Origin of the sequence: Ferrovibrio sp., assembly GCF_017994015.1 — a bacterium.
GTDB lineage: Bacteria > Pseudomonadota > Alphaproteobacteria > Ferrovibrionales > Ferrovibrionaceae > Ferrovibrio.
Genome location: NZ_JAGOLP010000005.1, coordinates 103,347 through 126,771 on the forward strand (window position 1 = coordinate 103,347; position 23,425 = coordinate 126,771).

Sequence of the window (23,425 nt, forward strand, 5' to 3'; positions counted from 1 at the left end):
GCTGCCTTGAGCCGGGATACGCAAGGCCCCAAACCCGCTATTTCCGCCAGCTTTAAGCACCAGTATTGCCATTTACGCACTCAACGCCTGTGGTGCGGTCTTCTCGCGTTTCACCAGCAACTTGTTGAGCGCATGGATATAAGCCCGCGCCGAAGCCACCAGCGTATCGGCATCTGCACCCTGGCCGTTCACGGTCTTGCCCGCTTCGGCCAGCCGCACCGTCACCTCGGCCTGCGCATCGGTGCCTTCGGTTACCGCATGTACCTGATAGAGCTGCAACTTGGCGTCGTGTGGGTACAATTCTTTAATCGCGTTGAATGTGGCGTCGACCGGACCGTTGCCAGTCGCCTTCACTGCCGCTGGGCGGCCATCGATCTCCAGTTCCAGCTCCGCCGATTGCGGCCCCTTGGAACCGGCCACCACCTGCAACGAGACAAACTGGATGCGGTCATTACCGCGCCACACGGCGTCATCCACCAGCGCCAGCAAATCCTCGTCGAACACATCCTTCTTGCGGTCGGCCAGATCCTTGAAACGCGTGAAAGCATCGTTGAGCTGATTGTCGGCCAGATGGAAACCAAGCTCTTCCAGTTTTTTGCGGAAGGCATGGCGGCCGGAATGTTTGCCCATCACCAGCGTGGAGCGATTGAGACCAACCGATTCCGGCGTCATGATCTCGTAAGTGCCGGCATGTTTCAGCATGCCATCCTGGTGGATGCCGCTTTCATGCGCGAAGGCATTGGCGCCGACAATGGCCTTGTTGGGCTGCACGTTGAAGCCGGTGATCGACGACAGCAGCCGCGAGGCTTTGGTGATGTCGGTGGTACGGATGCCGGTTTCAAAAGCCATCGCATCGCCGCGTGTGCGCAACGCCATCACGATCTCTTCCAGCGCGGCATTGCCGGCGCGTTCGCCGATGCCGTTGATGGTGCATTCCACCTGGCGTGCGCCGCCGATCACGGCCGCCAGCGAATTGGCCACTGCAAGACCCAGATCATTATGACAATGCGCAGAAAAGCGCGCCTGATCGCTGTTTGGCACGTTCTCAATCAGATAACGCATCAGCCGGGTATATTCATCCGGCACTGTGTAACCCACCGTATCGGGCACATTGATGGTGCGTGCGCCGGCCTTGATCGCGCTCTCGATCAGGCGGCAGAGAAATTCGGGGTCTGAGCGTGTGCCATCCTCGCAGCTCCATTCCACATCATCGCACAGATTGCGCGCATGGCTGACACTATCGATCACCGCCTGATGCACCGCCTCCGGCTCCATCTGCAATTTGTATTTCATATGCAGCGGGCTGGTGGAGATGAAGGTGTGGATGCGGGCCTGGCGCGCCGGGCGCAAAGCTTCCCAGGCACGATCAATATCCTTGCGGCCAGCACGGCTCAGACCACAGACGATAGAGTTCTTCACCCGCTTGGCAATTTCATTCACCGCCTCGAAATCGCCATTGGAGGCAATCGGAAAGCCGGCTTCGATAACATCGACGCCCATGCCTTCGAGCAATTCGGCGATACGCAGCTTCTCTTCCAGATTCATCGAGCAGCCGGGTGATTGCTCACCATCACGCAAGGTGGTGTCAAAAATCACAACCCGGTCGCGGGTTTGCTGGGTGCTGGCTTCAGTCATGGCGATGGCCTTTCCGCCCTGGCGGATACCGGGTTGACCGGAACCGCAGCCTGCTTGCCGCGCCATATCCGATCCAGCCGATATTTCCGTGGTTTAGCCATAGTGTACACGCTTCGGCCGGTCCTCGGCAAAGGCTAGCCGAAGGAAAGCCCGGCCAGCGATAAAAACAGGAAGTTACATGGTTAATGTGCGCTGCCCGGCTTAACAGAGCGTGAACGGGACGGTTTTGAATTTTTGCGCTGCGATTGCGGCAAATTCATGGTCCCCGCAATAGTTGTGCGAAGCAATTGCAACTAAAACTAATAATACACTCAGTATAATCATCGTATTAGCGATAATTAATGCGTAAGCCCTTAAAACAATTGATAAACCTGATTCTGCTTGATGCGTGTGGGCGGGCAGAGTCGCGGATGGCTTAATTACATTTTTTAGCCGTTCTTTTGATTTCGCAGCCCCGAATAAGGAAAGAGACAGAGTGATCATGACAGAGGAACGGAGCGAAGGCCGGGTGCGGGGCACCAAAAGCCGTGGGCCGAACCAGTTTGACTGCCATGTCGGGCGGCGCCTGCGGGCGGCGCGAACCCTCGCAGGCATCAGTCAGACCAGGCTGGGCGAGGCAGTGGGCCTGACCTTCCAGCAGATTCAGAAATACGAAAAGGGCATGAACCGCATCGGCGCCAGCCGGTTGCAGCAATTTGCCCATATCCTGAATGTGCCGCCCTCATATTTCTTCGAGGGCCAGGTGGATGAGGCCGCCAGCCTGGATACCGCCGCCGTCAATGATGAGATTGATGCCGAAACTGCCGGCCGCGTCTCGCAGCGCCAGGCGATGGAGCTGGTGCGCTATTTCAGCCGCATCGATTCGAAAAGCCTGCGGCGCCACATCTTCGATCTGGTGAAAGCCGCCGGTGCTGCGCCGGGCGAAATCACTGCCGGCGCCAGCAACGACAGCGAATAATCGCGCAACACCCTGCTCTATCAAGGCCGCTTTTGCCGCCTGGCGAAAGCGGCCTTGATTTCACCTAGCAGTGCCTGAGCCGGCGCCGATAGCTGACGACCACGCAATTGCAGGCAGCCAATCTGGCGGCTGAGCGCCGGGCCGATCAATGGCCGCATGGTAAGCCGCTCGCTGGCAAACATGGAAAAGGTCAGTGCCGGCAGCGCGGTGACGCCAAGCCCGGCCGAAACCAGCGCAATGGCCGAAGCGATCTGCTCAACTTCATAACGCGGCGCCAGCGCAAAATCCGCTTGCAACAGCACTGCATCGGCCAGCCGGCGCACCGAGGTGGAGCCAGCCATCGCCACATAAGCGTGGCCGGCCAGGGCGCGCCAGGGCAGCGGCCCGTTGCCGGCCAGCGCATGATCGTCGCGGCAGACCAGATGGATACGATCAGCGCCCAATTCCTCATAGGTCAGCAGCGGTGTATCGGCAATCCGGGTGGTGACCGCGAAATCCGCCACGCCATCGACCACCAGCGCCACGGCGCGTTCATGCATCACATCATGAATAGCCACGTCGATGCCGGGATATTTGCTTTGCAGCGCTGATAATGCCGTGGGCAGAAATGATGCCGCAATGGAGGGCAGCACCGCGATGGCAAGCCGGCCATGCAAACCGCTGGCGCGCGACGCAACACCCTGCAATGCCACTTTCACATCGCGCAGCAGATCATCCGCCACCGCCGCGAGATGACGGCCATCCGCGGTGAGCCGCACCGAGCGTGTGGTGCGGTCAAACAGCATCAAACCGAGTTCAGCCTCGATCTTGGCAATTGCCACGCTGAGCGCAGGCTGCGACAGATTGAGTTTGCTGGCAGCGGCGCTGAAGCTGCCCAGCCTGGCCGTGGCCGCAAAAATCTCAAGCTGGCGCAAGGTCAGATTTATAGACATGATCTATAATCCTATAGTTAATATGTATTTGAGTTTATATATCACTTGGCTAGGGTCGCTGCGAGGCAACGCTCGCACAGGCTCAAAAAAGTGACCCAGTCGATCCATATCGGCGCTGGCGCCGGTTTTTCCGGCGACCGCCCAGGCGCAGCGCTTCCGGTGGTGGAAGCCTTGATCGCCGCCGGGCGCCCGGCTTTCCTGATCTTCGAGATGCTGGCTGAGCGCACCCTGGCGCTGGCGCAGCTTGATCGCCAGCGCGACCCGGCCGCCGGCCACAGCCCCAACCTGCTGGCGATGCTGGAACCGGTGCTGACACGCTGTCTGGATAACAATATCCGTATCATCGGCAATTTTGGCGCCGCCAATCCGGCCGGTGCGGCACAGCGCATTGCCGATCTGGCGGCCCGTCTTGGCCATCCCACCGCCCGCATCGCCGTTATAGCCGGCGATGACCTGAGCCAGGTGATGCGTGCCGAAGAACTGGCGGCATGTGAAGTGGATGGCCTGCTGCTGCGTGCCGATCCGATCAGCGGCAAATCGCCTGAAATCGTTGCAGCCAACGCCTATCTTGGCGCGGCGCCGATTGCCGCAGCCCTGGATGCCGGCGCACAGATTGTGGTCACCGGCCGCGTTGCGGATCCGGCACTCGTGCTCGGCCCGCTGGTACATGGCTTCGGCTGGCACTGGGATGATTGGCAGCGCCTTGCCGCCGGCACTTTGGCCGGCCATCTGCTGGAATGTGGGCCGCAGGTGACGGGCGGCTATTTTGCCGATCCCGGCTTCAAGGATGCCGCCGATTTTGTTGATATCGGCTACCCGATTGCTGAAGTGGATATCGTCGGCAATATCGTTATCACCAAGCCGCCCGGCACTGGCGGCGTGGTCGATCTGCGCAGCGTGAAAGAGCAGATTCTCTACGAAATTCATGATCCGGCCGCCTATCTCACACCCGATGTGGTGCTGGATCTGACGGAGGTGGAGCTGGAACAGCTTGGCCCCGACCGTGTGGCGGTGCGTGGCGCCCGAGGCCATGCCCGGCCGGAGCGGCTTAAGGCCACAGTCTGTATCAATGCAGGGCTGCTTGGCGAGGCGGAAATCTCCTATGCCGGACCAAATGCTGCGGCCCGCGCCCGGCTGGCCATTGAGATAGTGCGCCAGCGCATGGCGCGCGCATGGCCCGACCTGCCCTTGCGTGCCGATATCATCGGTATTTGCAGCAGTTTCGGCGACAGCGCCGGCCACATGCTGGCGGCCAGCCACTTCAACACCGAAGACTTACGCGTGCGCTTCGCCACCCGCAGCACCGATCCGGCCCCGGTGCAGCGCCTGTTGGCCGAAGTGGAAGCACTCTACGTTGCCGGCCCGGCCGGTGGCGGTGGTGTGCGGCGCCAGACCACGCCGCAACTGGCCAGCGCTTCCTGCCTGATCGAGCGCAACCGGCTGCATCCCACAATGTATTTGCTGAACCCGGTGGCTGCCCAATGAATCAGGCCGGCATTCCTCTGCATCAGCTTGCCCATGCCCGCTCCGGCGACAAGGGCAACCGGCTCAACATCGCGCTGATCTGCTATCGGCCGGAAGATTATGCCCTGCTGGCAGCCGAAGTGACCGAAGCCCGCGTGATGGAATTGTTTGCCCATCGTGGCGTAACCCGGGTGCAGCGTTACGACCTGCCGCGCCTGCATGCTTTCAACTTTGTGCTCGACAATGTTCTGGATGGCGGCGTCAACGCCAGCCTCGGCCTGGATGGCCATGGCAAAACGCTGTCCTTCCACCTGCTTGGCCTATCCATAACAAAAGTAAACAACGGAGGAACCGATGAGACTGCATAAGCTGATTCTTGCCCTTGGCCTGCTGGGCCTGGCGCAAGCCACACCAGCCGGCATCACGGCGGCTTTGGCCCAGGGCGCCGCCGGCTATCCAAACAAGCCGATCAAGTTCATCGTGCCCTTCGCGGCCGGCAGCGCCACAGACACGGTGGCGCGTGTGGTGGGCAACAAACTCGGTGCCGATCTGAAACAGAATGTGGTGGTGGAAAATGCTGCTGGCGGCAGCGGCGTGATCGCGGCGCAGAAGGTGGCCCAGGCGGCACCCGATGGTTACACCCTGCTGATCTCCACCAACACCACCCATGCCGCCAACCAGAGCATGCTGAAAAAGCTGCCCTATGATGCGGTGAAGGATTTTGAGACTGTCAGCATGCTCGGCACCATCCCGATGGCGCTGGTGGTGCATCCCAGCGTGCCAGCCGGCAACGTGCCGGAACTGATTGCCTACGCCAAGGCCAATCCGGGCAAACTGACTTTCGGCAGCGGCTCCAGTTCCTCGCGGATCAGCGTGGAACTGCTCAAGGCGATGACCGGCATCGACATCCTGCATGTCGGCTACAAGAGCAACCCGCAGGCAGTGACCGATCTGCTCGGCGGCCAGCTTTCACTAATGATCGCCGATGTTTCCACCACTCTGCCGCAGGCCGCCGCCGGCAAGGTGAAGGCTTTGGGCGTTTCCACCGCGCAGCCTTCCGTGGTGGCGCCGGGCCTGCCCACCATCGCGTCGCAGGGTGTGCCGGGCTATCAGATCACGGCATGGTTTGCCGCCTGGCTGCCGGCCAAAACCGATCCGGCGATTGCCGACCTGCTGCAAAAAGCCATCGCCGCAGCGGTGGCCGATAAAGAAGTGCAAGACAAGCTGCTGGCTGCCGGTATCGAGCCGCAATCTTCCAGCCGTCAGCAACTGGCCGATTTTGTTGTGTCGGAAACCAAGAAATGGGCCGAAGTGGTGAAGGCTGCCGGCATCGAGCCGGAATAGGTCACGCCCCGGAATTTGAACAAAAAAACGGCCGCCGGAGTGATCCGGCGGCCGTTCCATTTCAGTGCAGGTGCACTTAGTTCGAACGGGCCTTGTCGACCAGCTTGTTCTTGGCGATCCAGGGCATCATGGCGCGCAGCTTGCTGCCCACTTCCTCAATCGGATGCGCCGCCATCTTGGCGCGGGTGGCCTTGAACGAGGTCTGGTTGACCTTGTTCTCCAGCATCCAGTTGCGGGTGAAGCGGCCTTCCTGGATATCGGCCAGCACACGCTTCATCTCGGCCTTGGTCTCGGCGGTGATGATGCGCGGGCCGGTGACATATTCACCATACTCGGCGGTGTTGGAGATCGAGTAGTTCATGTTGGCGATGCCGCCTTCGTAGATCAGGTCCACGATCAGCTTCACTTCATGCAGGCACTCGAAATAGGCCATTTCCGGCGCATAGCCGGCTTCGGTCAGGGTCTCGTAGCCGGCCTTGATCAGTTCGACCAGGCCGCCGCAAAGCACCACCTGCTCGCCGAACAGGTCGGTTTCGCATTCCTCGCGGAAGGTGGTTTCGATGATGCCGGCCTTGCCGCCGCCATTGGCCGAGGCGTAGCTGAGCGCGATTTCAAGCGCGTTGCCCGAGGCATTCTGATGCACGGCAACCAGCGACGGCACGCCGCCGCCCTTGAGGTATTCCGAGCGCACAGTGTGGCCCGGGCCCTTCGGCGCGATCATGAACACGTCAATGTCCTTGCGCGGCTCGATCAGGTTGAAATGGATGTTCAGGCCATGCGCGAAGGCCAGGGCGGCGCCCTGCTTCATGTTGTCGCGCAGGTCGTTCACCCACAGGTCGGACTGGCCTTCATCCGGCGTCAGCACCATGATCACGTCGGCCCATTTGGCGGCCTCGGTCGGGGTCATGGTCTTGAAACCGGCTTCCTGCGCCTTCACATGGCCGGCCGAGCCGGCCCGCAAAGCCACGGCAATCTCCTTGACGCCGCTATCCTTCAGGTTCTGGGCATGGGCATGGCCCTGGCTGCCATAGCCGACGATGGCGACCTTCTTGCCCTTGATCAGGTTCAGGTCCGCATCGCGGTCATAATACACACGCATGGTTTTTCTCTCCTATTAATGCGTCGTGGCTTCTCAAGAAACGGTTTAGAGCGGCGCCGGGCCGCGGCTGATCGCGACCACGCCGGTGCGCGAGACATCCACCAGGCCAAGCGGCTGCATCAGCTTGACGAAGGCGTCGATCTTCTCGGGCGCGCCGGTCAGTTCGAATACGAAGGATTCGATGGTGCTGTCCACTGCGCGGGCACGGAAAATATCGGCGATGCGCAAGCTTTCCACCCGCTTCTCGCCGGTGCCGGCCACTTTGACCAGGGCCAGTTCACGCGCCACATGCGGGCCTTCCACGGTCAGGTCATGCACATTATGCACCGGCACCAGGCGGCCAAGCTGGGCCTTGATCTGCTCGATCACGGGCGCCGGGCCGGAAGTGACAATGGTGATGCGCGACAGATGCGCCGCGTCGCTCACCTCGGCAACGGTGAGGCTTTCGATATTGTAGCCGCGGCCGGAAAACAGGCCGACAACACGGGCCAGGATACCCGGCTCATTATCGACCAGCACCGACAGGATATGCGATTGAACCGGCAAAGTTGCTTGCGCAGACATGATGGGAAATTCCGCTTGATTCGTGGAGGCGCTCAGACCAGCGCCATGCCTTCCGCACTCACCGACGCGCCGGGATCGGAAGCGCGCTGGTTGTTCAGGATCATTTCGTTATGGGCCGCGCCCGAAGGCACCATCGGGAAACAATTCTCGTCCTTCGAGACGGCCACATCCACCACCACCGGGCGGTCGACCTTGATCATCTCGTCGATCACCGCATCGAGATCGCCCGGGCTGGTGCAGCGCAGGCCAACGCAATGGAATGCCTCGGCCAGTTTGACAAAATCCGGCAAGGCTTCGGAATAGGTTTCAGAATAGCGGCTGTCATGCAGCAATTCCTGCCACTGCCGCACCATGCCCATATATTCATTGTTGAGGATGAACACCTTCACCGGCAGGCGATATTGCGCCGCCGTGCCGAGTTCCTGAATGTTCATCAGGATCGAGGCTTCGCCGGCGATATCCACCACCAGCTTGCCCGGATTGCCGAGCTGCGCACCCACGGCGGCGGGCAGGCCATAGCCCATGGTGCCAAGGCCGCCCGAGGTCATCCAGCGATTCGGCTGCTCAAACTTGTAGAACTGCGCCGCCCACATCTGGTGCTGGCCCACTTCGGTGGTGATGAATGTGTCGCGCTGCTTGGTCTTTTCATACAGCCGCTGGATGGCGTATTGCGGCTTGATGATCTTGTCGTCCTGCTGGAAGGCAAGGCAATCGCGGGCGCGCCACTGGTCGATCTGGGTCCACCATTTGTCGAGCGCCGGCTGGTTCGGCTTGTAGCCGCCCTGCTTCCACACCGCAATCATCTGCTCCAGCACGCGGCAGGCATCGCCAACGATGCAGATATCGGCGCGCACCGTCTTGTTATGCGACGACGGATCGATATCAACATGGATTTTCTTCGAGCCCGGCGAAAAGGCATTGAGCCGGCCGGTGATGCGATCATCAAAGCGCGCACCGATATTGATCATCACATCGCAATCATGCATGGCATGATTGGCTTCCCAGGTGCCGTGCATGCCCAGCATGCCGAGGAATTGCCGGTCGGTGCCGGAATATGAACCCAGCCCCATCAGGGTGTTGGTGATCGGGAAGCCGGTCAGCTTGACCAGTTCGCGCAGCAATTCAGAAGCGCGCGGGCCGGCATTGACGATGCCGCCGCCGGTATAAAATACCGGCCGCTGCGCCTTGGCCATCAATTCCACTGCCGCACGGATTTTGCCGTCGTCACCTTCAACACGCGGGCGATAGGTCTTGTGCCGCACATTGGCCGGGCCGGTATAAGGCCCCTTCGCCACCTGGATATCCTTGGGCAGATCAATCACCACCGGGCCGGGCCGGCCGCTGGTGGCAACATAGAACGCCTCATGCACCACACGGGCCAGATCGTCGCTGCTCTTCACCAGATAATTATGCTTGGTGCAGGGCCGGGTGATGCCGGTGGTGTCGCATTCCTGGAACGCATCGGTGCCGATCAGATGGGTGGCGACCTGGCCGGTCAGGCAGACAATCGGGATCGAATCCATCAGCGCATCGGTCAGGCCGGTGACGGCATTGGTGGCGCCGGGGCCGGACGTGACCAACACCACACCCGGCTTGCCGGTGGAACGGGCATAACCTTCGGCGGCATGCACGGCGCCCTGCTCATGGCGCACCAGCACATGGCGAATGGCATTCTGCTTGAACAACGCATCGTAAATCGGCAATACCGCGCCACCCGGATAGCCAAAAATGACCTCGACGCCCTGATCAACAAGCGCCTTGATCACCAGCTCCGCGCCGGACATGGTCTGCTGTTCACGCTGCTCGGTATCCATAACTCCGTATCCTTGCCTGTAGGGCCTGAAGCGGCAGGCGAAACACTCGCCCACCCTGTAAAAAAGCGCGCCACCCTAAACAGAGGGGTAGCGGGTGGTCAACAGGTATCTCATAAGAAATGGAAAGATTTTTGCCTCTGGGTTGAAATTTTCTTTCTCTCCGAGGTCGCTTTCCTCAACTAGGTCCGGGCTGATCTGGTGCCGGAACCAGGTGGTCTGGCGCTTGGCGTAATGCCTTGTATTCGCTTGGGCAAGGCTTATCGCCGTTTCCAGATCAATTTCTCCGGCCAGATGGCGCAGCAATTCCGGCAGGCCATGCGCCTTGCGGATCGGCGCATCCGGCGGCACATCGGTTCGGGCAGTAAAAATCCGCGCTTCCTCAAGCGCCCCGGCGGCGATCATGGCGGCAAAACGCTGGTCGATCCGGGCATAAAGCGGGGCGCGCGGCGGCCGCAGCAGCAGCCAGCAAGCCGGATTGGGCAAACCCGGCGCCCCGGCCTCGCGGCGCCAGGCTGCCAGGCCACGCCCGCTGCCGGCCAGCACTTCCCAGGCCCGCGCCAGGCGCTGGCTGTCGCCCGGCTTGAGCTGGGCGGCGGTTTCCGGATCGAGGCGGCTCAATTCAGCATGCAGCCCGGCAGGCCCAAGCCGTGCCAGCAAAGCCTGCGCTTCGGCCTTGGCTTCAGGCGGCAGGGCCGGCACCTGCACCAGGCCATCGATCAGGCCCCGCAGATACATCCCGGTGCCGCCCACCAGCACCGGCAGGCGCCCGGCCTCGGCGGCCCCGGCAATCGCGGCCAGGGCCAGATCGCGCCAGCGCGCCGCCGTGCCATGCTCGGCGCCATCCAGCACACCATAAAGCCGGTGCGGCACCCGCGCCGTCTCCTCGGCGCTCGGTCGGGCGCTCAGGATATGCAGGTCGCGATAGACCTGCATGCTGTCGGCATTGATCACCACGCCGCCAAAACGCTCGGCAATCGCCAAGCCCAGCGCCGACTTGCCGCTGGCGGTGGGGCCGGCAACGATGACAAGCGGCCAACTGGCAGGTATATGGGTCATCCTGTCTTCTTATCCCGGTTCGTGGCCATGCAAAACCTTCTCACCCTGATCTCCGATCCACGCGGCGCCGTACTCAGCGAGCGTGTGGCCGGGGCGGTGCGCGATGCGCTGGCCATGGCCGGGGCGAAAGTCGGCCCGGCGGATTGGCTTGATCCCGGCGTGGCCTGCGACATTGCCTTCGACCGGCTGGCCGGCGAAGCGGCGGTGAAAGCCGCCAAGGTGGCCCTGCGCGGCGCCCCGGTGGACCTGCTGCTGCCGCCACTGGAAAACCGCCGCAAGCAGGTGCTGGTGGCCGATATGGAATCCACCATCATCCGCAACGAGATGCTGGATGAACTGGCCGAACTGGCACGCCTCGGCCCCGGCATCGCCGAGATCACCCGCCGCGCCATGAATGGCGAACTGGATTTTGAAGCCGCCTTGCGTGAGCGTGTTGCCCTGCTCAAGGGCCTGCCCGAAACCCTGCTGGCCCAGGCCGCCGGCCTGATTCAGCCGATGCCGGGCGCCAAGGCGTTGCTCGGCACCCTCAAGGCGCATGGTGTCTATTGCGCCCTGGTCTCTGGCGGTTTTGATTATTTCACCGGCATGATCAAAGACCAGTTCGGCTTCGACGAACACCAGGCCAACCATCTGGTGATAACCTTCGACAAGCTGGCCGGCAGTGTGCGCGAACCAATCCTGGGCCGCGAAGCCAAACTTGCCGCCCTCAAGCGCATCGCGATTGCGCAGAATGTGGAACTGGCTGATTGTCTCACTGTGGGCGATGGCGCCAACGATCTGGCCATGCTGCAAGCCGCCGGCATGGGCATCGCCTTCCGCGCCAAGCCGGTGGTGCGCGAACAGGCGCGTTTCTCGATCCAGCATGGCGACCTGACAGGGCTACTCTATGCCCAGGGCTACAGGCGGGATGAAATCCTCGGCCGTTGACAGGCCGCCGCGGCCGCACTAGCTTTAACGCCATGCACACCCGCGCCGTCTTTACGAACTGGTATTTTACGCTGCTCCCATAGCGGCGACGGTTCGTATGTGACAAACGACCCAATGCCGCCGCAGCCACCGGCGGCATTCGTGTTTTCAGACAATCCGATGCTTCCGGCCTCCGGCGGAAAACCCACCGCTGACCCTGAGGAGAAGTATCATGCCCACACTCACCGCCGATAACACCGCCCCGCTCGACCTGCCGCGCGAAGCCTTGCTGCATGGCATGGACCTAGTGGACCTGCTGGTTACTGCCCGGCTGGCCGATAACCGCAGCGATGCCCGCCGCCTGATCCGCACCGCCAAGGCGCGGCTCAATGGCCGCGTGGTGGCGCATGAAGGCGTTACCGCCGGGCTCGACGATCTGGACAAGAACGGCCTGCTGCGCCTGGCCACCGGCCAAAACCGCGAAAGACTGGTGCGGGCGGCCTAAAATATCTTTTTGCTCATTTTATACATATCGTATAAAATAGACAAAATGATCATTTACTGGAAGCAGTCATGCGCACCATCTCAGCCACCCAGGCCAAACAGGAATTTGCGGCATTGCTTGATGTCGCCCAGCACGAGCCGGTACTGATCCGGCGCCAGAAGCGTGATGTGGCGGTATTGCTCTCGATGCGAGATTTTGAGGCATTGCGCGCCTATCGCTTGGAGGAATTGCGCCAACATTCAGAGCGGGTCGGCGCCCGTGCCGTAGCCGCCGGCTTGACCGAAGATAAGCTGGCGGCACTGCTGGCGGACGAGCGCTGATGTGCGCTTTGTCCTTGATACCAATGTTCTGATCAGCAAATTCCTGCTTCCAGGCTCGGTGGCGGATCAGGCTTTCTGGAAAGCCAGCGGCCTTGGTACGTTGCTTATGAGCGAAGGAACTTTTGCCGAATTGAGTCAGGTGCTATTACGGCCGAAATTCGACCGTTATGTTTCGCAGCAAGACCGCGCCACATTGCTTACGCTGATCGAAGACATCGCAGATTTCATTTCAGAACCACCTGAAATCCAGGCCTGCCGTGACCCACAGGACGACAAGTTTCTCAGCCTCGCTGTCGCAGGTTCAGCCGCTTGCATCGTCAGCGGCGATGCCTATCTGCTGGCACTGCACCCGTTTCGCGGCATCCCAATCCTAAAGCCGGCGACTTTCCTTGCAGATTTCTAAACGAAGAAATCCGGGATCAGGTCTTTTTCCTCGACGCCGTCATGGCGGTAGATCGAGAAATCGCTGACGCCGGCTTCGGCCAGCACGGCATCGTCGATGAAGAAATTGCCGGTGCAGTCGCGGCTCGGACGGGTGAGGATGACATGGGCGGCATCGGCCAGGATTGCCGGCTTGCGGCAACGGCGGCGGAAATCCGGCCCGGTGATCACGTTCATCGCATCGGTATCCACAGCGGTGCGCGGCCACAGCGCATTCACCGCCACGCCCTTGGAACGGAATTCGCCAGACATGCCGAGCACACACAGGCTCATGCCGTATTTCGCCATCGTGTAGGCAACATGCGGCTCAAACCAGCGCTGCTCCATGTTAAGCGGCGGTGACATGTTGAGGATATGCGGGTTCGGCGCCTTGAGCAGATAGGGCAACGCCTTCTGCGAACAGAGATAGGTGCCGCGCGTATTGATCTGGTGCATCAGATCATAGCGTTTCATCGGCGTTTCCAGCGTGCCGGTCAGGCTGATCGCTGAGGCATTGTTGATCAGGATGTCGATGCCGCCAAATTTTTCCGCCGTCTGCGCCATGGCGGCTTCCACGGCGGCTTCCTCGCGCACATCCACCACCAGCGGCAAGGCCTGGCCGCCGGCACGCTCCACCGCTTCGGCGGCCGAATAGATGGTGCCGGGCAGCTTGGGGTGCGGCTCGGTGGTTTTGGCGGCAATGGCGATATTGGCGCCATCGGCGGCGGCACGGCAGGCAATCGCCAGGCCGATGCCACGGCTGGCGCCGGTGATGAACAGGGTCTTGCCCTTGAGCGTGGTCATGTTTTTCCTCCCCCGCCAGGCCCGTTCGGGCCTGGGCTTATTGTGCCGCTTCCGCCATAACGCTGCGGCTATATTCATACACGCCCTGGGCATTCAGGCTGCGCTGCACCTGGCCTTCCAGCATCAGATGATGCAGATGCGCCATCGCCTCGCCGGCCGCCAGGGTGATGTGATCCTTGATATCGCGCTTGAACAGCAGCGGCAGCGTATCCAGCACCGTCATCGGCCGGTCCATCGCCTGCATCAGGATATCCAGCCGCTCCTGATGGTGGCGCTTGAGATAGGCGATGCGCGCATGCAGTCCAACAAACACATCACCATGCGACGGCATCACCCACACATCGGCGGGCAGATCGGCGAAGCGGTCCAGCGAGCGCAGATACAGCGTCAGCGAGCAGGCTTCCGGCTCGCCGGGATAAACCCCGATATGCGGGCTGATACGCGGCAGCACCTGATCGCCGGAGATCAGCAGATTGAGTTCGGCGCAATACAGGCTGGCATGTTCCGGCGAATGGCCGCGCCCGATGATGACGCGCCAATCATGGCCGCCGATACGCACCAGATCGCCTTCCACGATACGGTGGTAGTAACGCGGAATTTCGGTCACCGCCTTGCGGAAATTGCCAAAGCCGCTCTGCTTGATCTTGTCGAGGCCGGCTTCGTCGAAACCGACCCGGCTGTAAAAATGCAGCACTTCCGGCGGCACCTCGGCCTGGGCATCCAGCGACAGCATGCGACCGAAGCTCCATTCGCCCAGGGTCATCCAGAGCGGCGCCTGCCAGCGTTCATGCAGCCAGCCGGCCAGGCCAAGATGATCCGGATGGAAATGTGTGCAGAGGATGCGAGTGATCGGCTTGCCATCCAGGTGGCGCTCAAAAACCTGCTGCCACAAAGCTTGCAGCTTGGACGAGCGCACGCCGGTATCCACCACGGTCCAGCCTTCGCCATCGCGCAGCAGCCATAGATTGATGTAGTCAAGGCCGGGAATCGGGATCGGCATGCGCAGCCAGAACACGCCGGGGCGCAGTTCAAAAACCTCGGCATCCCCGGGCCGCGGGCCGGCGGCATGGTCGGTGAAGGGGAAGCTTAAGCCGATATTGCGCTGATCAATCTCCGACACAGGGTATTCCTTCGTACTGGGGGCAGGTTGTTATTTTTTTCACGCCATGAATTGTAGGAGGTGGTTAACGTAAGCGTCAACAATGGATACGGGCCGCCCCAGGGAAGCCCTGGAACGGCCCGATAATATTTAGAATCAAATAGTTACTCAGGCTCGCAGCAAATCTGCCGTCACCTGGGCCAGATCATCGGCGCCTTCCATGGCGCCCAGGCAGCGGCCTTCCACGGCGGTCAGCACCTGTTCGGCGAAGAAGCGCGCCGACAGGATTTTGGCACTGAAATACGGATCGGTGCTGCCCGCCGCAATCTCCGCCTTGGCCGCCAGGGCCAGCCGGGCCAGCAGCCAGCCGCCGACGGTTTCCGAGAAAGCCCGGTGATATGGCGTGGCGCCAGCCAGGGCGGCATTGGCATCCTTGGGCAATGTGGCCGCCATCCATTGCGTGGCCTTCTTCAGTGCCGCCAGGGCACGGCCGAGTTCACGCTGCACCGAGGCGAAACCATCGCCGGCCCGGCCGAGCGCGGCCAAAGTGGCCTCGATCTCGCCGAACAGCCGCCGCACGGTGTCGCCGCCCTGCAAACCGAGCTTGCGGGTTACCAGATCAATGGCCTGGATGCCGTTGGTGCCTTCATAGATCGGCAGGATGCGGGCATCGCGATAATGCTGCGCCGCGCCGGTCTCCTCGATAAAGCCCATGCCGCCGTGAATCTGCACACCGATGGACGCCACTTCGCAGCCCACATCGGTGGCCCAGGCCTTGGACAGCGGGGTGAGCAATTCCACCAACGCCTTGGCGTCAGTAGCCACCGCCTTGTCCGGATCGTGATGGGCGCGGTCAATGCTGGCTGCATTGAGATAGACCAAAGCGCGCAGGGCCTCGGTCTGGGTTTTCATCAGCATCAGATTGCGGCGCACATCGGCATGCTCGATGATCGCCACATGCTGTTCGGCATTCATGCCGGGATGGCGGCCCTGCTTGCGGCCCTCGGCATAGCTCAAGGCCTGCTGGAAAGCCCGTTCGGCAATCGCGAGGCCCTGGCAGCCGACGCTGAGGCGGGCATTGTTCATCATGGTGAACATGCAGCGCATGCCCTGATTCTCGGCGCCGAGCAGCCAGCCAATGCATTCGTCATTGTCGCCATAGGACATGACGCAGGTGGGGCTGGCATGGATGCCTAGCTTGTGTTCCACCGAAACCACGCGCAGATCGTTGCGACGACCGAGCGAGCCATCCGCCTTGGGGATGAATTTCGGCACGATGAACAGCGAGATGCCCTTGGTGCCGGCCGGCGCGCCGGGCAGGCGGGCCAACACCAGATGCACAATATTCTCGGCCATCTGGTGTTCGCCATAGGTGATGAAAATCTTGGTGCCGGTGATGCGGTAGGTGCCATCGCCATTCGGCACCGCCCTGGATTTCAGCGCGCCGACATCCGAGCCGGCCTGCGGCTCGGTCAGGTTCATGGTGCCGGTCCATTCGCCCGATACCATCTTGGGCAGATACATCGCCTGCTGCTCCGGCGTGCCATGGGCAATGATGGCGTCGATGGCGCCCTGGGTCAGCAGCGGGCAGAGCGAGAACGACATGTTCGAGGCCTGCACCATTTCCTGCACCGCCATGGTGACGGCCCAGGGGATGGCGCCACCGCCGATTTCCTCGGCAAACGGCATGCCGTTCCAGCCGGCTTCGGCGAATTGCTTGTAGGCTTCGGCAAAACCATCGGCGGTGCGCACGGTGCCGTTTTCCACCCGGGAACCCTGCTGGTCGCCGATGCGGTTGATCGGCGACAACACACCGGCGGCAAACTTGGCAGCTTCCTCCAGCACGGCGGCGGCGGTTTCCGGCTCGGCATTACCCAGGCCCGGCAGGGTGCTGAGCTGGCTCAAGCCGGCCACCTGCTCCAGCACAAAACGCATATCCTTGATCGGTGCGGTATACTCCATCACATCCTCCTGAGACTGCCGGCTTTTGCTGGCCAGGGTGATAATATGGACCGGTCCCTCTAGCAAGCCCAGAACGAAGCCGCTACACATCGCGCCATGCCTGACGTAACGATAGCCGAAGCCGTGGACCTGCTGCGCCGGGGCGAGGTGGTGGCCCTGCCGACCGAGACGGTTTATGGCCTGGCCGCCGACGCCACCAACCCGGCGGCGGTGGCAAAAATCTATGCCGCCAAGGGGCGCCCGGATTTTAATCCGCTGATTTCCCATATTGCCGATTATGCGCAACTGGCCGGCCTGGCGCTGGCGGATAGCCGCGCCAAGGCGTTGGCCGACGCCTTCTGGCCCGGCGCCCTTACCCTGGTATTGCCCCGCGCAGCAGCCTGCCCGGTGGCGGAAGCGGTTTCGGCTGGCCTGCCCAGCCTGGCGATCCGGCTGCCCGCGCATCCGATTGCGCGTGAAATCCTGCGCCTTGTCGGCCGCCCGGTGGCCGCCCCCTCGGCCAACCGCTCCGGCCATGTCTCGCCCTCCACCGCCGCGCATGTGCGGCACAGCCTGGGGCCGGCCATCCCGGTGGTGGATGGCGGTCCCTGCCCGGTCGGCCTGGAATCCACCGTGATCGGCCTGACCGGCAGCCAGGCACTGCTGCTGCGCCCGGGCGGCATCCCGGCGGAAGCCATCGAGGCCGTGCTTGGCGCCCCGCTTGGCCGGCCACAATCCGCCAAACTGGAAAGCCCGGGCATGCTGTTGAAACATTACGCGCCCAGCCGGCCGGTGCGGCTGGATGCCACCACCGCGCATGGCAACGAGGGCCTGCTGAGTTTCGGCCCGGCCCTGCCCGGTTTCGCCGCCTATTTTTCGCTGAGCGACACAGGCGACCTGACGGAAGCGGCAGCCAAACTCTATGCCGGCCTGCATGCCCTGGATCGCGCCGACCTGGATGGTATTGCCGTGATGCCGATCCCGGAAGAAGGTATCGGCGCGGCCATCCTCGACCGTTTACGACGGGCGGCACGCGGGCGATAATCACACCACCATGACCGCACTCGCTCCTGAACTGCTGAACCGTTTCCGCGACATCGTCGGCCCCAAGGGCTGGGTCTCGGACCCCGACATTCTGGCACCGCATCTGGTGGAGCCACGCGACATCTATAGTGGCATCACGCCGCTGATGCTGCGCCCGGCCAATACCGAGGAAGTAGCCGCCATTGTCAAACTGGCGCGTGAAACCGGCACCAAGCTGGTGCCGCAGGGCGGCAATACCGGCTTGGTGGGCGGCAGCATCCCGTTCATGGGCAATGACGAAATCATTGTGTCGCTGCAACGTATGAACAAGATTCGCAGCCTTGATCCGTTGAACGACACCATCACGGTGGAAGCCGGCTGTGTGCTGGCCCAGGTGCAGCAGGCGGCGCGCGAAGCTGACCGGCTGTTTCCGCTCTCGATCGGCTCGGAAGGCAGTTGCACCATCGGCGGCAACCTTTCCACCAATGCCGGCGGCAATGCTGTGCTGCGCTATGGCAATACCCGCGATCTGGCGCTGGGCCTGGAAGTGGTGCTGGCCGATGGTCAGGTGTGGGACGGTCTGCGCGGCTTGCGCAAGGACAATACCGGCTATGACCTGAAAGACCTGTTCATCGGCGGTGAAGGTACGCTCGGCATCATCACCGCCGCTGTGCTGAAGCTGCATCCGTTGCCGCGCGCCCTGGCCACCGCCTTCGCCGCTGTGCCCGACCCGTCGAAAGCCATTGATTTGCTGGCTTTGGCCAAAAGCGCCAGCGGCGGCCAGGTTACCGGCTTTGAACTGATCTCGCGTCTGTCGCTGGATTTTGCCCTCAAGCATAATCCCGGCACCGTCGATCCTTTGGCCGAGCGTTCGCCCTGGTATGTGCTGATGGAATTCTCCTCCGGCCGCGACGACGGCGCCATTGGTGAAACCCTGGAAGCCGTGCTGGCCGATGGCTACGAGAAGGGCCTGGTGACAGACGCCGCCATCGCGCAATCGGATACCCAGCGCGCCGCTTTCTGGAAATTGCGCGAACTGCTATCCAATTCGCAGCGCCCCGAAGGCGGCTCGATCAAATGCGACATCTCGGTGCCGGTTTCGCGCATGGCCGAGTTCATCGACCTGGCAACCCGCGCCGTGGAAGCCCATATCCCCGGCGTGCGCGTTGTGACCTTCGGCCATATCGGCGATGGCAACGTGCATTTCAATTCGTCGCAGCCGCTGGGCTGGGAACGTGCCAAATTCATGGCTTTGTGGGACGACGTGCATCAGATCGTGCATGATATCGCGCATGGCATGAAAGGTTCGATCTCGGCCGAGCATGGTGTTGGCCGCATGAAGATCGACGAGATCGTGCATTACAAATCGCCGGTGGAAATCGAGATGATGCGCCGGATCAAACGCGCCTTCGATCCTGACAACATCCTCAATCCGGGCAAGGTCGTCCGGCCCTGACATGATCCGCTGTTACATCGCGATGAGCCTGGACGGCTATATCGCCGCCCCGGATGGCGGGGTTGACTGGCTGAAACCCTTTGAAGACCACGATTACGGCTACGAGGCTTTCATGGCCGAAATCGGTACCGTGGTGATGGGCCGCCATAGCTATGAGCAGGTGCTGGGTTTCGGTGACTGGCCCTACAAGGGCAAGTCCACCCTGGTGGTGACCAGCAGGCCCTTGGCCGATGCGCCCGAAGCTGTGGCGGCAAGACCGGCAGATTTCACTGCCCTGGCTGCGGAATTGCGCCAGTTGCCCGGCGATAGCTGGCTGGTGGGCGGGCAACAATGCCTGGAGGGTTTCCAGAGCATTGGCAGCGTAGGCCGGCTGGAATTATTCCTGGTACCGGTCACCCTGGGCAGTGGCATTCCACTATTCAAACCGGGCGCCAAGCCGCAGAACCGACTGCGGCTGGCACTCAGCACACCATATCCAAACGGCGTAGTGAAACTGGTTTACGACTATATCTGAGGCAAACCAGCCTGCACCGCAGCTTTACGCCCCTGCTGTCTCTAGCGGCCGCTGGCGCTGCACAAGATATACCAGCGCGATCAGCGCTAGGCCCACGACGTCAGTGTAGATGCCCGGTTTAATGAGCAGCAGGGCCCCCAGAACCAGGACGCCACGTTCCCAGAGCCGGGCATGCCGGATCAGATGGCCATTCAAACCGGCCGCCAGGGTGAGGCAGCCGATAGTGGCCGAAACCGTGGCATGCAGGATGGTCTGCCAGTCACCGATGAACAGCAGAGCCGGTTCATAAACAAACATGAACGGCACGATGAACCCAGCGGCGCCGATGCGCACCGCCGCCCAGCCGGCATCCCATATATTGGCTTTGGCCAGACTGGCCGCAGCATACACAGCCAAAGCCACCGGCGGTGTGATCGCTGACAGGATGGCGAAGTAGAAAGCAAACATATGCGCCGCCGGCTCGATCACGCCCAGCTTCATGATTGCCGGCACCATCAGCGACACCATGACGATATAAGCCGGCGTGGTGGGCATGCCCATGCCGAGGATGATGCCGGCCACGGCGGTAAGCACCAAGGCCAGGAGCAGGCTGTTCTGCGACAGACCGACGATCATGTTGGTGAAAGTAATGCCCAGCCCAGTGAGTGTGATCGAACCGATCACAATGCCGGCGCAGGCGCAAGCCAGCGCCACGGCGAGTGTGTTGCGGGCGCCATCATCCAGGGCTTCCAGAACCAGCCGCCAATTGAGGCCCTCGCGGGAATTGCTACGCAGCATCGCCACCGGGAAACAGGCCAGCATGCCGGCCAGCGCACAAAGCGGCGCCGAAAAGCCTGAGAACATGCCGCCCAGGATGATCGCCACGGGCAGGAAAAGATGTCCGCGTTCGATCAACACTCGCGCCAGCACCGGCACTTCCACATCGGGCAGACCGCGCAACCCCTGGCGCTTGGCTTCAAAATGCACCGCGCCGAAACAGGCAACGTAATACAGCACCGATGGAATCAGCGCCCACAGCGCCACGGTGGCATAGGGCACGGCCAGGAATTCGGCCATCACAAAGGCAGCGGCGCCCATGATCGGCGGCATAATCTGGCCGCCGGTGGAGGCAACCGATTCAACACCAGCGGCAAAAGCCTTGCTGAAACCGGTGCGTTTCATCAACGGAATGGTAATCGGGCCATCCACCATCACATTCGCCACCGCCGAGCCGGAAATGGTGCCGAACAGCGACGACGACACCACCGCCACCTTGCCCGGCCCGCCGGCCGAACGGCCGGTCAGCGCCAAAGCAAAATCCATGAACAGGCGGCCTGTGCCGGTGCGTTCCATGAACGAGCCGAACAGCACAAATACCATCACATAGGCCGCCGAAACGCCCAAGGTGGAGCCGAAGATGCCTTCGGTGGTCATGTAGAGCTGATCGAGCAGGGTGAGCGGATCAACGCGCGTGATGAACAAGGCCTCGCCCATGAACAGCAAAGCCGTAATTGGCAAAGCCCAGCCGATGACGCGCCGGGTGCAATCCAGCACCAGCACCACCAGGGCAATCGCAGCAAAAATGTCGAGCGGCTTGAGATCGTCGATATAGATGATGCGGTCGATAAAATAATCGTAGTTGATGAACAGGTGGCCCATCGCCAGCACGCCGCAACCCAGCAGCAGCAGGTCAACCCACATGAAGCGGCGGCGGCCATCTTCGCGCAACGCGAGGGGATACAGCAGCAAAACCAGCACAATGGCGAAAGACAGATGAATGCCGCGATAGATCAGCGCCTGGGGGGGCGCAATCGCAATGGCATACATATGATAAAGCGCCATCGCGATGCCGATCGGCGCCGCTATGCGGGCGATCAGGTTGCTGCCCTGGGACATGTCTCTCCCCCTCTACGATCTATAAGCACGAAAATCATCGGCACTGGAAAAGGAAGCCGCCGCGCGCGCCTCTGCGGGCGCTTGCGCGGCGGCCATAAGCAAAATCGCAGGCGCTTACTTGAGCGCGCCAACTTCCTTGTAATACTTGGCAGCGCCCGGATGGAACGGCACGCCGATATCCTCGGCCATATCCTTCACCGTCACCTTGGCCATCGCCTTGTTCACTGCCACGAGGTCGCCCAGGTTGGTCGCCATCGCCTTGGTGATGCTGTAGACCTGCGCTTCCGGCAGCTTGCACGACGCAATGAAATGCGCCGAATAGGCAATCACCGGCACGTCCTTGTCCTGCTTCGGATAGGTGTTGGCCGGGATCATGCCCTTCACATAGCCGGCATTGATCTTTTTCATCGCCGCCACGCTCTCATCGCTCACCGGCACCAGGGTGATGTCACGCGCCGTGGCAAGGTCCATGATCGACGCCGCCGGGATGGTGGTGCCCAGGGTGAAGATCTGGGCATGACCATCCTTCAACAACGCCGCAGCGTCGTTATAGCTGGCCATGTAATTCACCTTGCTCATCGCCGCATAGCTCAGGCCATGCGCCTTGAGGATATCAGACGAGATCGCCTCGGCCGTATTGCCACGGGTCTGCACCGCGATGGCCTTACCCTTCATATCCTCAACCTTGCCGATCTTGGCATCGGCCAGGGCGACAACCTGGAAATACTGCGGATAAAGATTGGCGATCTGGCAAACATTGGTCGCCTTCTTCTCGAAGGGCGGATTGCCGTTGATCGCATCCACGGTGGAAATCGAGTTGCCGAAGCCGAAATCGGCCTTGCTTTCCTCGACGCCTTTCACATTGGCAATGCCGGCGCCCGGCAGCGTCTGGATGGTGACGCCGGCCACAGCCTTTTCAAACATCGCCTTGAAGGTGCCGCCCATCGGCACCCATACGCCGCCTTGCGGCCCGGTCATCAGCTTGAGGGTCTGAGCATTAGCCTCGGCGCCGCCAAAAGCGGCAATGGCAAGGCCAAAAGCGGCGTAAGCGCCGGCACGGCTCAGGGTGCGGGTAATCATGGCGTTCCTCCTCATTATTTTGTTGTGCCGGGAGTGTGCGGCACGCAATACCGTGGCGTCAAGCATGGATCACGATCTGATATATGAGTTTTATGCCGCCCGGTTCAGCCAAACAAATCCGGCTGGCGCGGCGCGATCCGTTGACGCAGTGCAGCATCGCTTTCCACCTTGCCATCGGCCAGGATATGCCGCACGTCTGCACCCCGCGCGCATAAAGCCGGCGTTACCAGATGAGCGCGGTGGCAATGTGCCGGGTCACGCTCGGCACACATCATCGCCAGCGGCTGGTTTGCCGCCAAATTGAGCAGGGCGGTAATGCCGCCTTGGAAAGCGGCGGCGGCGGCAATCTTTTTATAGTCAACCCTGCCGGCGCTGTATAATGCGGCATCCTGCGGCTTGCCGCCCAGTTCACGGCCCAGCCAGTGATAACCGATTCCGGCCTCGCCCAGCCATTGCCGCAATTCGGCGCCACCATAAGCCGGCACATGCCGCGAAGCCGGCACCGAGCGCACATCCACCAGCAGGCGGATCCCGGCACCCCGCAGCAAGCCAAGGAAATCCGCCTTGCTGTGGTTGGAATGGCCGATGCTATGGATCAAAATCGACATGACGCCAC

At 61.7% G+C, this 23,425-nt stretch carries 23 protein-coding genes; 11 read left to right on the plus strand and 12 right to left on the minus strand.

The window, feature by feature from the left end; all coding sequences use genetic code 11:
* Nucleotides 1-72: 72 nt before the first annotated feature.
* Nucleotides 73-1,635 carry a 2-isopropylmalate synthase gene (locus KBB36_RS05180; protein WP_290977702.1) on the minus strand — a complete coding sequence of 521 codons (1,563 nt, stop codon included), beginning with the start codon at nucleotides 1,633-1,635 and terminating at the stop codon, nucleotides 73-75.
* Nucleotides 1,636-2,116: 481 nt separating this feature from the next.
* Between KBB36_RS05180 and KBB36_RS05185 the strand changes: the two genes are divergently transcribed.
* Nucleotides 2,117-2,593: a helix-turn-helix domain-containing protein gene (locus KBB36_RS05185; protein ID WP_290977703.1), complete on the plus strand. Its 477-nt coding sequence runs from the start codon at nucleotides 2,117-2,119 to the stop codon at nucleotides 2,591-2,593.
* 20 nt (nucleotides 2,594-2,613) lie between these two features.
* Here the strand turns inward: KBB36_RS05185 and KBB36_RS05190 are convergent, their stop codons facing one another.
* Nucleotides 2,614-3,525, minus strand: a complete 912-nt coding sequence (locus KBB36_RS05190) for a LysR family transcriptional regulator (protein ID WP_290977704.1) — start codon at nucleotides 3,523-3,525, stop codon at nucleotides 2,614-2,616.
* 90 nt (nucleotides 3,526-3,615) lie between these two features.
* On the opposite strand from KBB36_RS05190, the gene KBB36_RS05195 reads away from it, so the two are divergent.
* The 3 genes from KBB36_RS05195 to KBB36_RS05205 are packed head-to-tail and all read left to right on the plus strand — an operon-like array spanning nucleotide 3,616 to nucleotide 6,333.
* A complete protein-coding gene (locus tag KBB36_RS05195; protein WP_290977705.1) occupies nucleotides 3,616-5,010 on the plus strand; it encodes an acyclic terpene utilization AtuA family protein in 1,395 nt (464 codons plus the stop codon).
* A complete protein-coding gene (locus tag KBB36_RS05200; RefSeq protein ID WP_290977706.1) occupies nucleotides 5,007-5,357 on the plus strand; it encodes a hypothetical protein in 351 nt (116 codons plus the stop codon). Before KBB36_RS05195 ends, KBB36_RS05200 begins: the two co-directional genes overlap by 4 nt.
* Nucleotides 5,344-6,333, plus strand: a complete 990-nt coding sequence (locus KBB36_RS05205; protein WP_290977708.1) for a tripartite tricarboxylate transporter substrate binding protein — start codon at nucleotides 5,344-5,346, stop codon at nucleotides 6,331-6,333. The genes KBB36_RS05200 and KBB36_RS05205 overlap by 14 nt, the downstream gene beginning before the upstream one ends.
* A 76-nt stretch (nucleotides 6,334-6,409) precedes the next feature.
* Here KBB36_RS05205 and ilvC read toward each other — a convergent pair whose 3' ends face one another.
* From ilvC to miaA, 4 genes are all read right to left on the minus strand, one after another.
* Entirely contained in the window at nucleotides 6,410-7,432 is a 1,023-nt protein-coding gene (ilvC, locus tag KBB36_RS05210; protein WP_290977710.1) for a ketol-acid reductoisomerase, read from the minus strand.
* 45 nt (nucleotides 7,433-7,477) lie between these two features.
* Complete coding sequence (gene ilvN, locus KBB36_RS05215; protein WP_290977712.1) at nucleotides 7,478-7,996, minus strand: acetolactate synthase small subunit; 519 nt, start codon at nucleotides 7,994-7,996, stop codon at nucleotides 7,478-7,480.
* Between the two features lie 32 nt (nucleotides 7,997-8,028).
* A complete protein-coding gene (locus tag KBB36_RS05220) occupies nucleotides 8,029-9,810 on the minus strand; it encodes an acetolactate synthase 3 large subunit (RefSeq protein ID WP_290977714.1) in 1,782 nt (593 codons plus the stop codon).
* 75 nt (nucleotides 9,811-9,885) lie between these two features.
* The gene (gene miaA, locus KBB36_RS05225) at nucleotides 9,886-10,866 is read right to left on the minus strand and encodes a tRNA (adenosine(37)-N6)-dimethylallyltransferase MiaA (protein ID WP_290977716.1); all 981 of its coding nucleotides are present in this window, start codon (nucleotides 10,864-10,866) and stop codon (nucleotides 9,886-9,888) included.
* 27 nt (nucleotides 10,867-10,893) lie between these two features.
* Between miaA and serB the strand changes: the two genes are divergently transcribed.
* The 4 genes from serB (at nucleotide 10,894) to KBB36_RS05245 (ending at nucleotide 13,000) form a co-directional block, all read left to right on the plus strand.
* The gene (gene serB / locus KBB36_RS05230; RefSeq protein WP_290977718.1) at nucleotides 10,894-11,793 is read left to right on the plus strand and encodes a phosphoserine phosphatase SerB; all 900 of its coding nucleotides are present in this window, start codon (nucleotides 10,894-10,896) and stop codon (nucleotides 11,791-11,793) included.
* A 211-nt stretch (nucleotides 11,794-12,004) separates the two neighbouring features.
* Nucleotides 12,005-12,277 (plus strand): hypothetical protein, encoded by a 273-nt coding sequence (locus KBB36_RS05235; RefSeq protein ID WP_290977720.1) that lies wholly within the window; start codon nucleotides 12,005-12,007, stop codon nucleotides 12,275-12,277.
* A gap of 68 nt (nucleotides 12,278-12,345) precedes the next feature.
* The gene (locus tag KBB36_RS05240; RefSeq protein ID WP_290977722.1) at nucleotides 12,346-12,597 is read left to right on the plus strand and encodes a type II toxin-antitoxin system Phd/YefM family antitoxin; all 252 of its coding nucleotides are present in this window, start codon (nucleotides 12,346-12,348) and stop codon (nucleotides 12,595-12,597) included.
* Nucleotide 12,598: 1 nt separating this feature from the next.
* Nucleotides 12,599-13,000, plus strand: coding sequence for a putative toxin-antitoxin system toxin component, PIN family (locus KBB36_RS05245; protein ID WP_290977724.1), 402 nt, complete (start codon nucleotides 12,599-12,601; stop codon nucleotides 12,998-13,000).
* Here KBB36_RS05245 and KBB36_RS05250 read toward each other — a convergent pair.
* The 3 genes from KBB36_RS05250 to KBB36_RS05260 all read right to left on the minus strand — a co-directional run bounded on the left by KBB36_RS05250 (nucleotide 12,997) and on the right by KBB36_RS05260 (nucleotide 16,882).
* The gene (locus KBB36_RS05250) at nucleotides 12,997-13,821 is read right to left on the minus strand and encodes an NAD(P)-dependent oxidoreductase (protein ID WP_290977726.1); all 825 of its coding nucleotides are present in this window, start codon (nucleotides 13,819-13,821) and stop codon (nucleotides 12,997-12,999) included. The two genes, KBB36_RS05245 and KBB36_RS05250, sit on opposite strands and share 4 nt — an antisense overlap.
* 37 nt (nucleotides 13,822-13,858) lie before the next feature.
* On the minus strand, nucleotides 13,859-14,941 hold the full coding sequence (locus KBB36_RS05255; RefSeq protein WP_290977728.1) for an MBL fold metallo-hydrolase: 1,083 nt from the start codon (nucleotides 14,939-14,941) through the stop codon (nucleotides 13,859-13,861).
* Between the two features lie 147 nt (nucleotides 14,942-15,088).
* Complete coding sequence (locus KBB36_RS05260) at nucleotides 15,089-16,882, minus strand: acyl-CoA dehydrogenase (RefSeq protein ID WP_290977730.1); 1,794 nt, start codon at nucleotides 16,880-16,882, stop codon at nucleotides 15,089-15,091.
* A 96-nt stretch (nucleotides 16,883-16,978) separates the two neighbouring features.
* Between KBB36_RS05260 and KBB36_RS05265 the strand changes: the two genes are divergently transcribed.
* The 3 genes from KBB36_RS05265 to KBB36_RS05275 are packed head-to-tail and all read left to right on the plus strand — an operon-like array spanning nucleotide 16,979 to nucleotide 19,854.
* Entirely contained in the window at nucleotides 16,979-17,905 is a 927-nt protein-coding gene (locus tag KBB36_RS05265; RefSeq protein ID WP_290977732.1) for an L-threonylcarbamoyladenylate synthase, read from the plus strand.
* A gap of 10 nt (nucleotides 17,906-17,915) precedes the next feature.
* Nucleotides 17,916-19,340: an FAD-binding oxidoreductase gene (locus KBB36_RS05270; protein ID WP_290977734.1), complete on the plus strand. Its 1,425-nt coding sequence runs from the start codon at nucleotides 17,916-17,918 to the stop codon at nucleotides 19,338-19,340.
* A 1-nt stretch (nucleotide 19,341) separates the two neighbouring features.
* Nucleotides 19,342-19,854: a dihydrofolate reductase family protein gene (locus KBB36_RS05275; protein ID WP_290977736.1), complete on the plus strand. Its 513-nt coding sequence runs from the start codon at nucleotides 19,342-19,344 to the stop codon at nucleotides 19,852-19,854.
* 24 nt (nucleotides 19,855-19,878) lie between these two features.
* Here KBB36_RS05275 and KBB36_RS05280 read toward each other — a convergent pair whose 3' ends face one another.
* The 3 genes from KBB36_RS05280 to KBB36_RS05290 form a co-directional block, all read right to left on the minus strand.
* Entirely contained in the window at nucleotides 19,879-21,729 is a 1,851-nt protein-coding gene (locus tag KBB36_RS05280) for a TRAP transporter fused permease subunit (protein ID WP_290977738.1), read from the minus strand.
* Nucleotides 21,730-21,843: 114 nt separating this feature from the next.
* The gene (locus KBB36_RS05285; RefSeq protein WP_290977740.1) at nucleotides 21,844-22,809 is read right to left on the minus strand and encodes a TAXI family TRAP transporter solute-binding subunit; all 966 of its coding nucleotides are present in this window, start codon (nucleotides 22,807-22,809) and stop codon (nucleotides 21,844-21,846) included.
* Nucleotides 22,810-22,913: 104 nt separating this feature from the next.
* Nucleotides 22,914-23,417 (minus strand): DUF488 family protein, encoded by a 504-nt coding sequence (locus KBB36_RS05290; protein WP_290977742.1) that lies wholly within the window; start codon nucleotides 23,415-23,417, stop codon nucleotides 22,914-22,916.
* Nucleotides 23,418-23,425 lie beyond the last annotated feature (8 nt).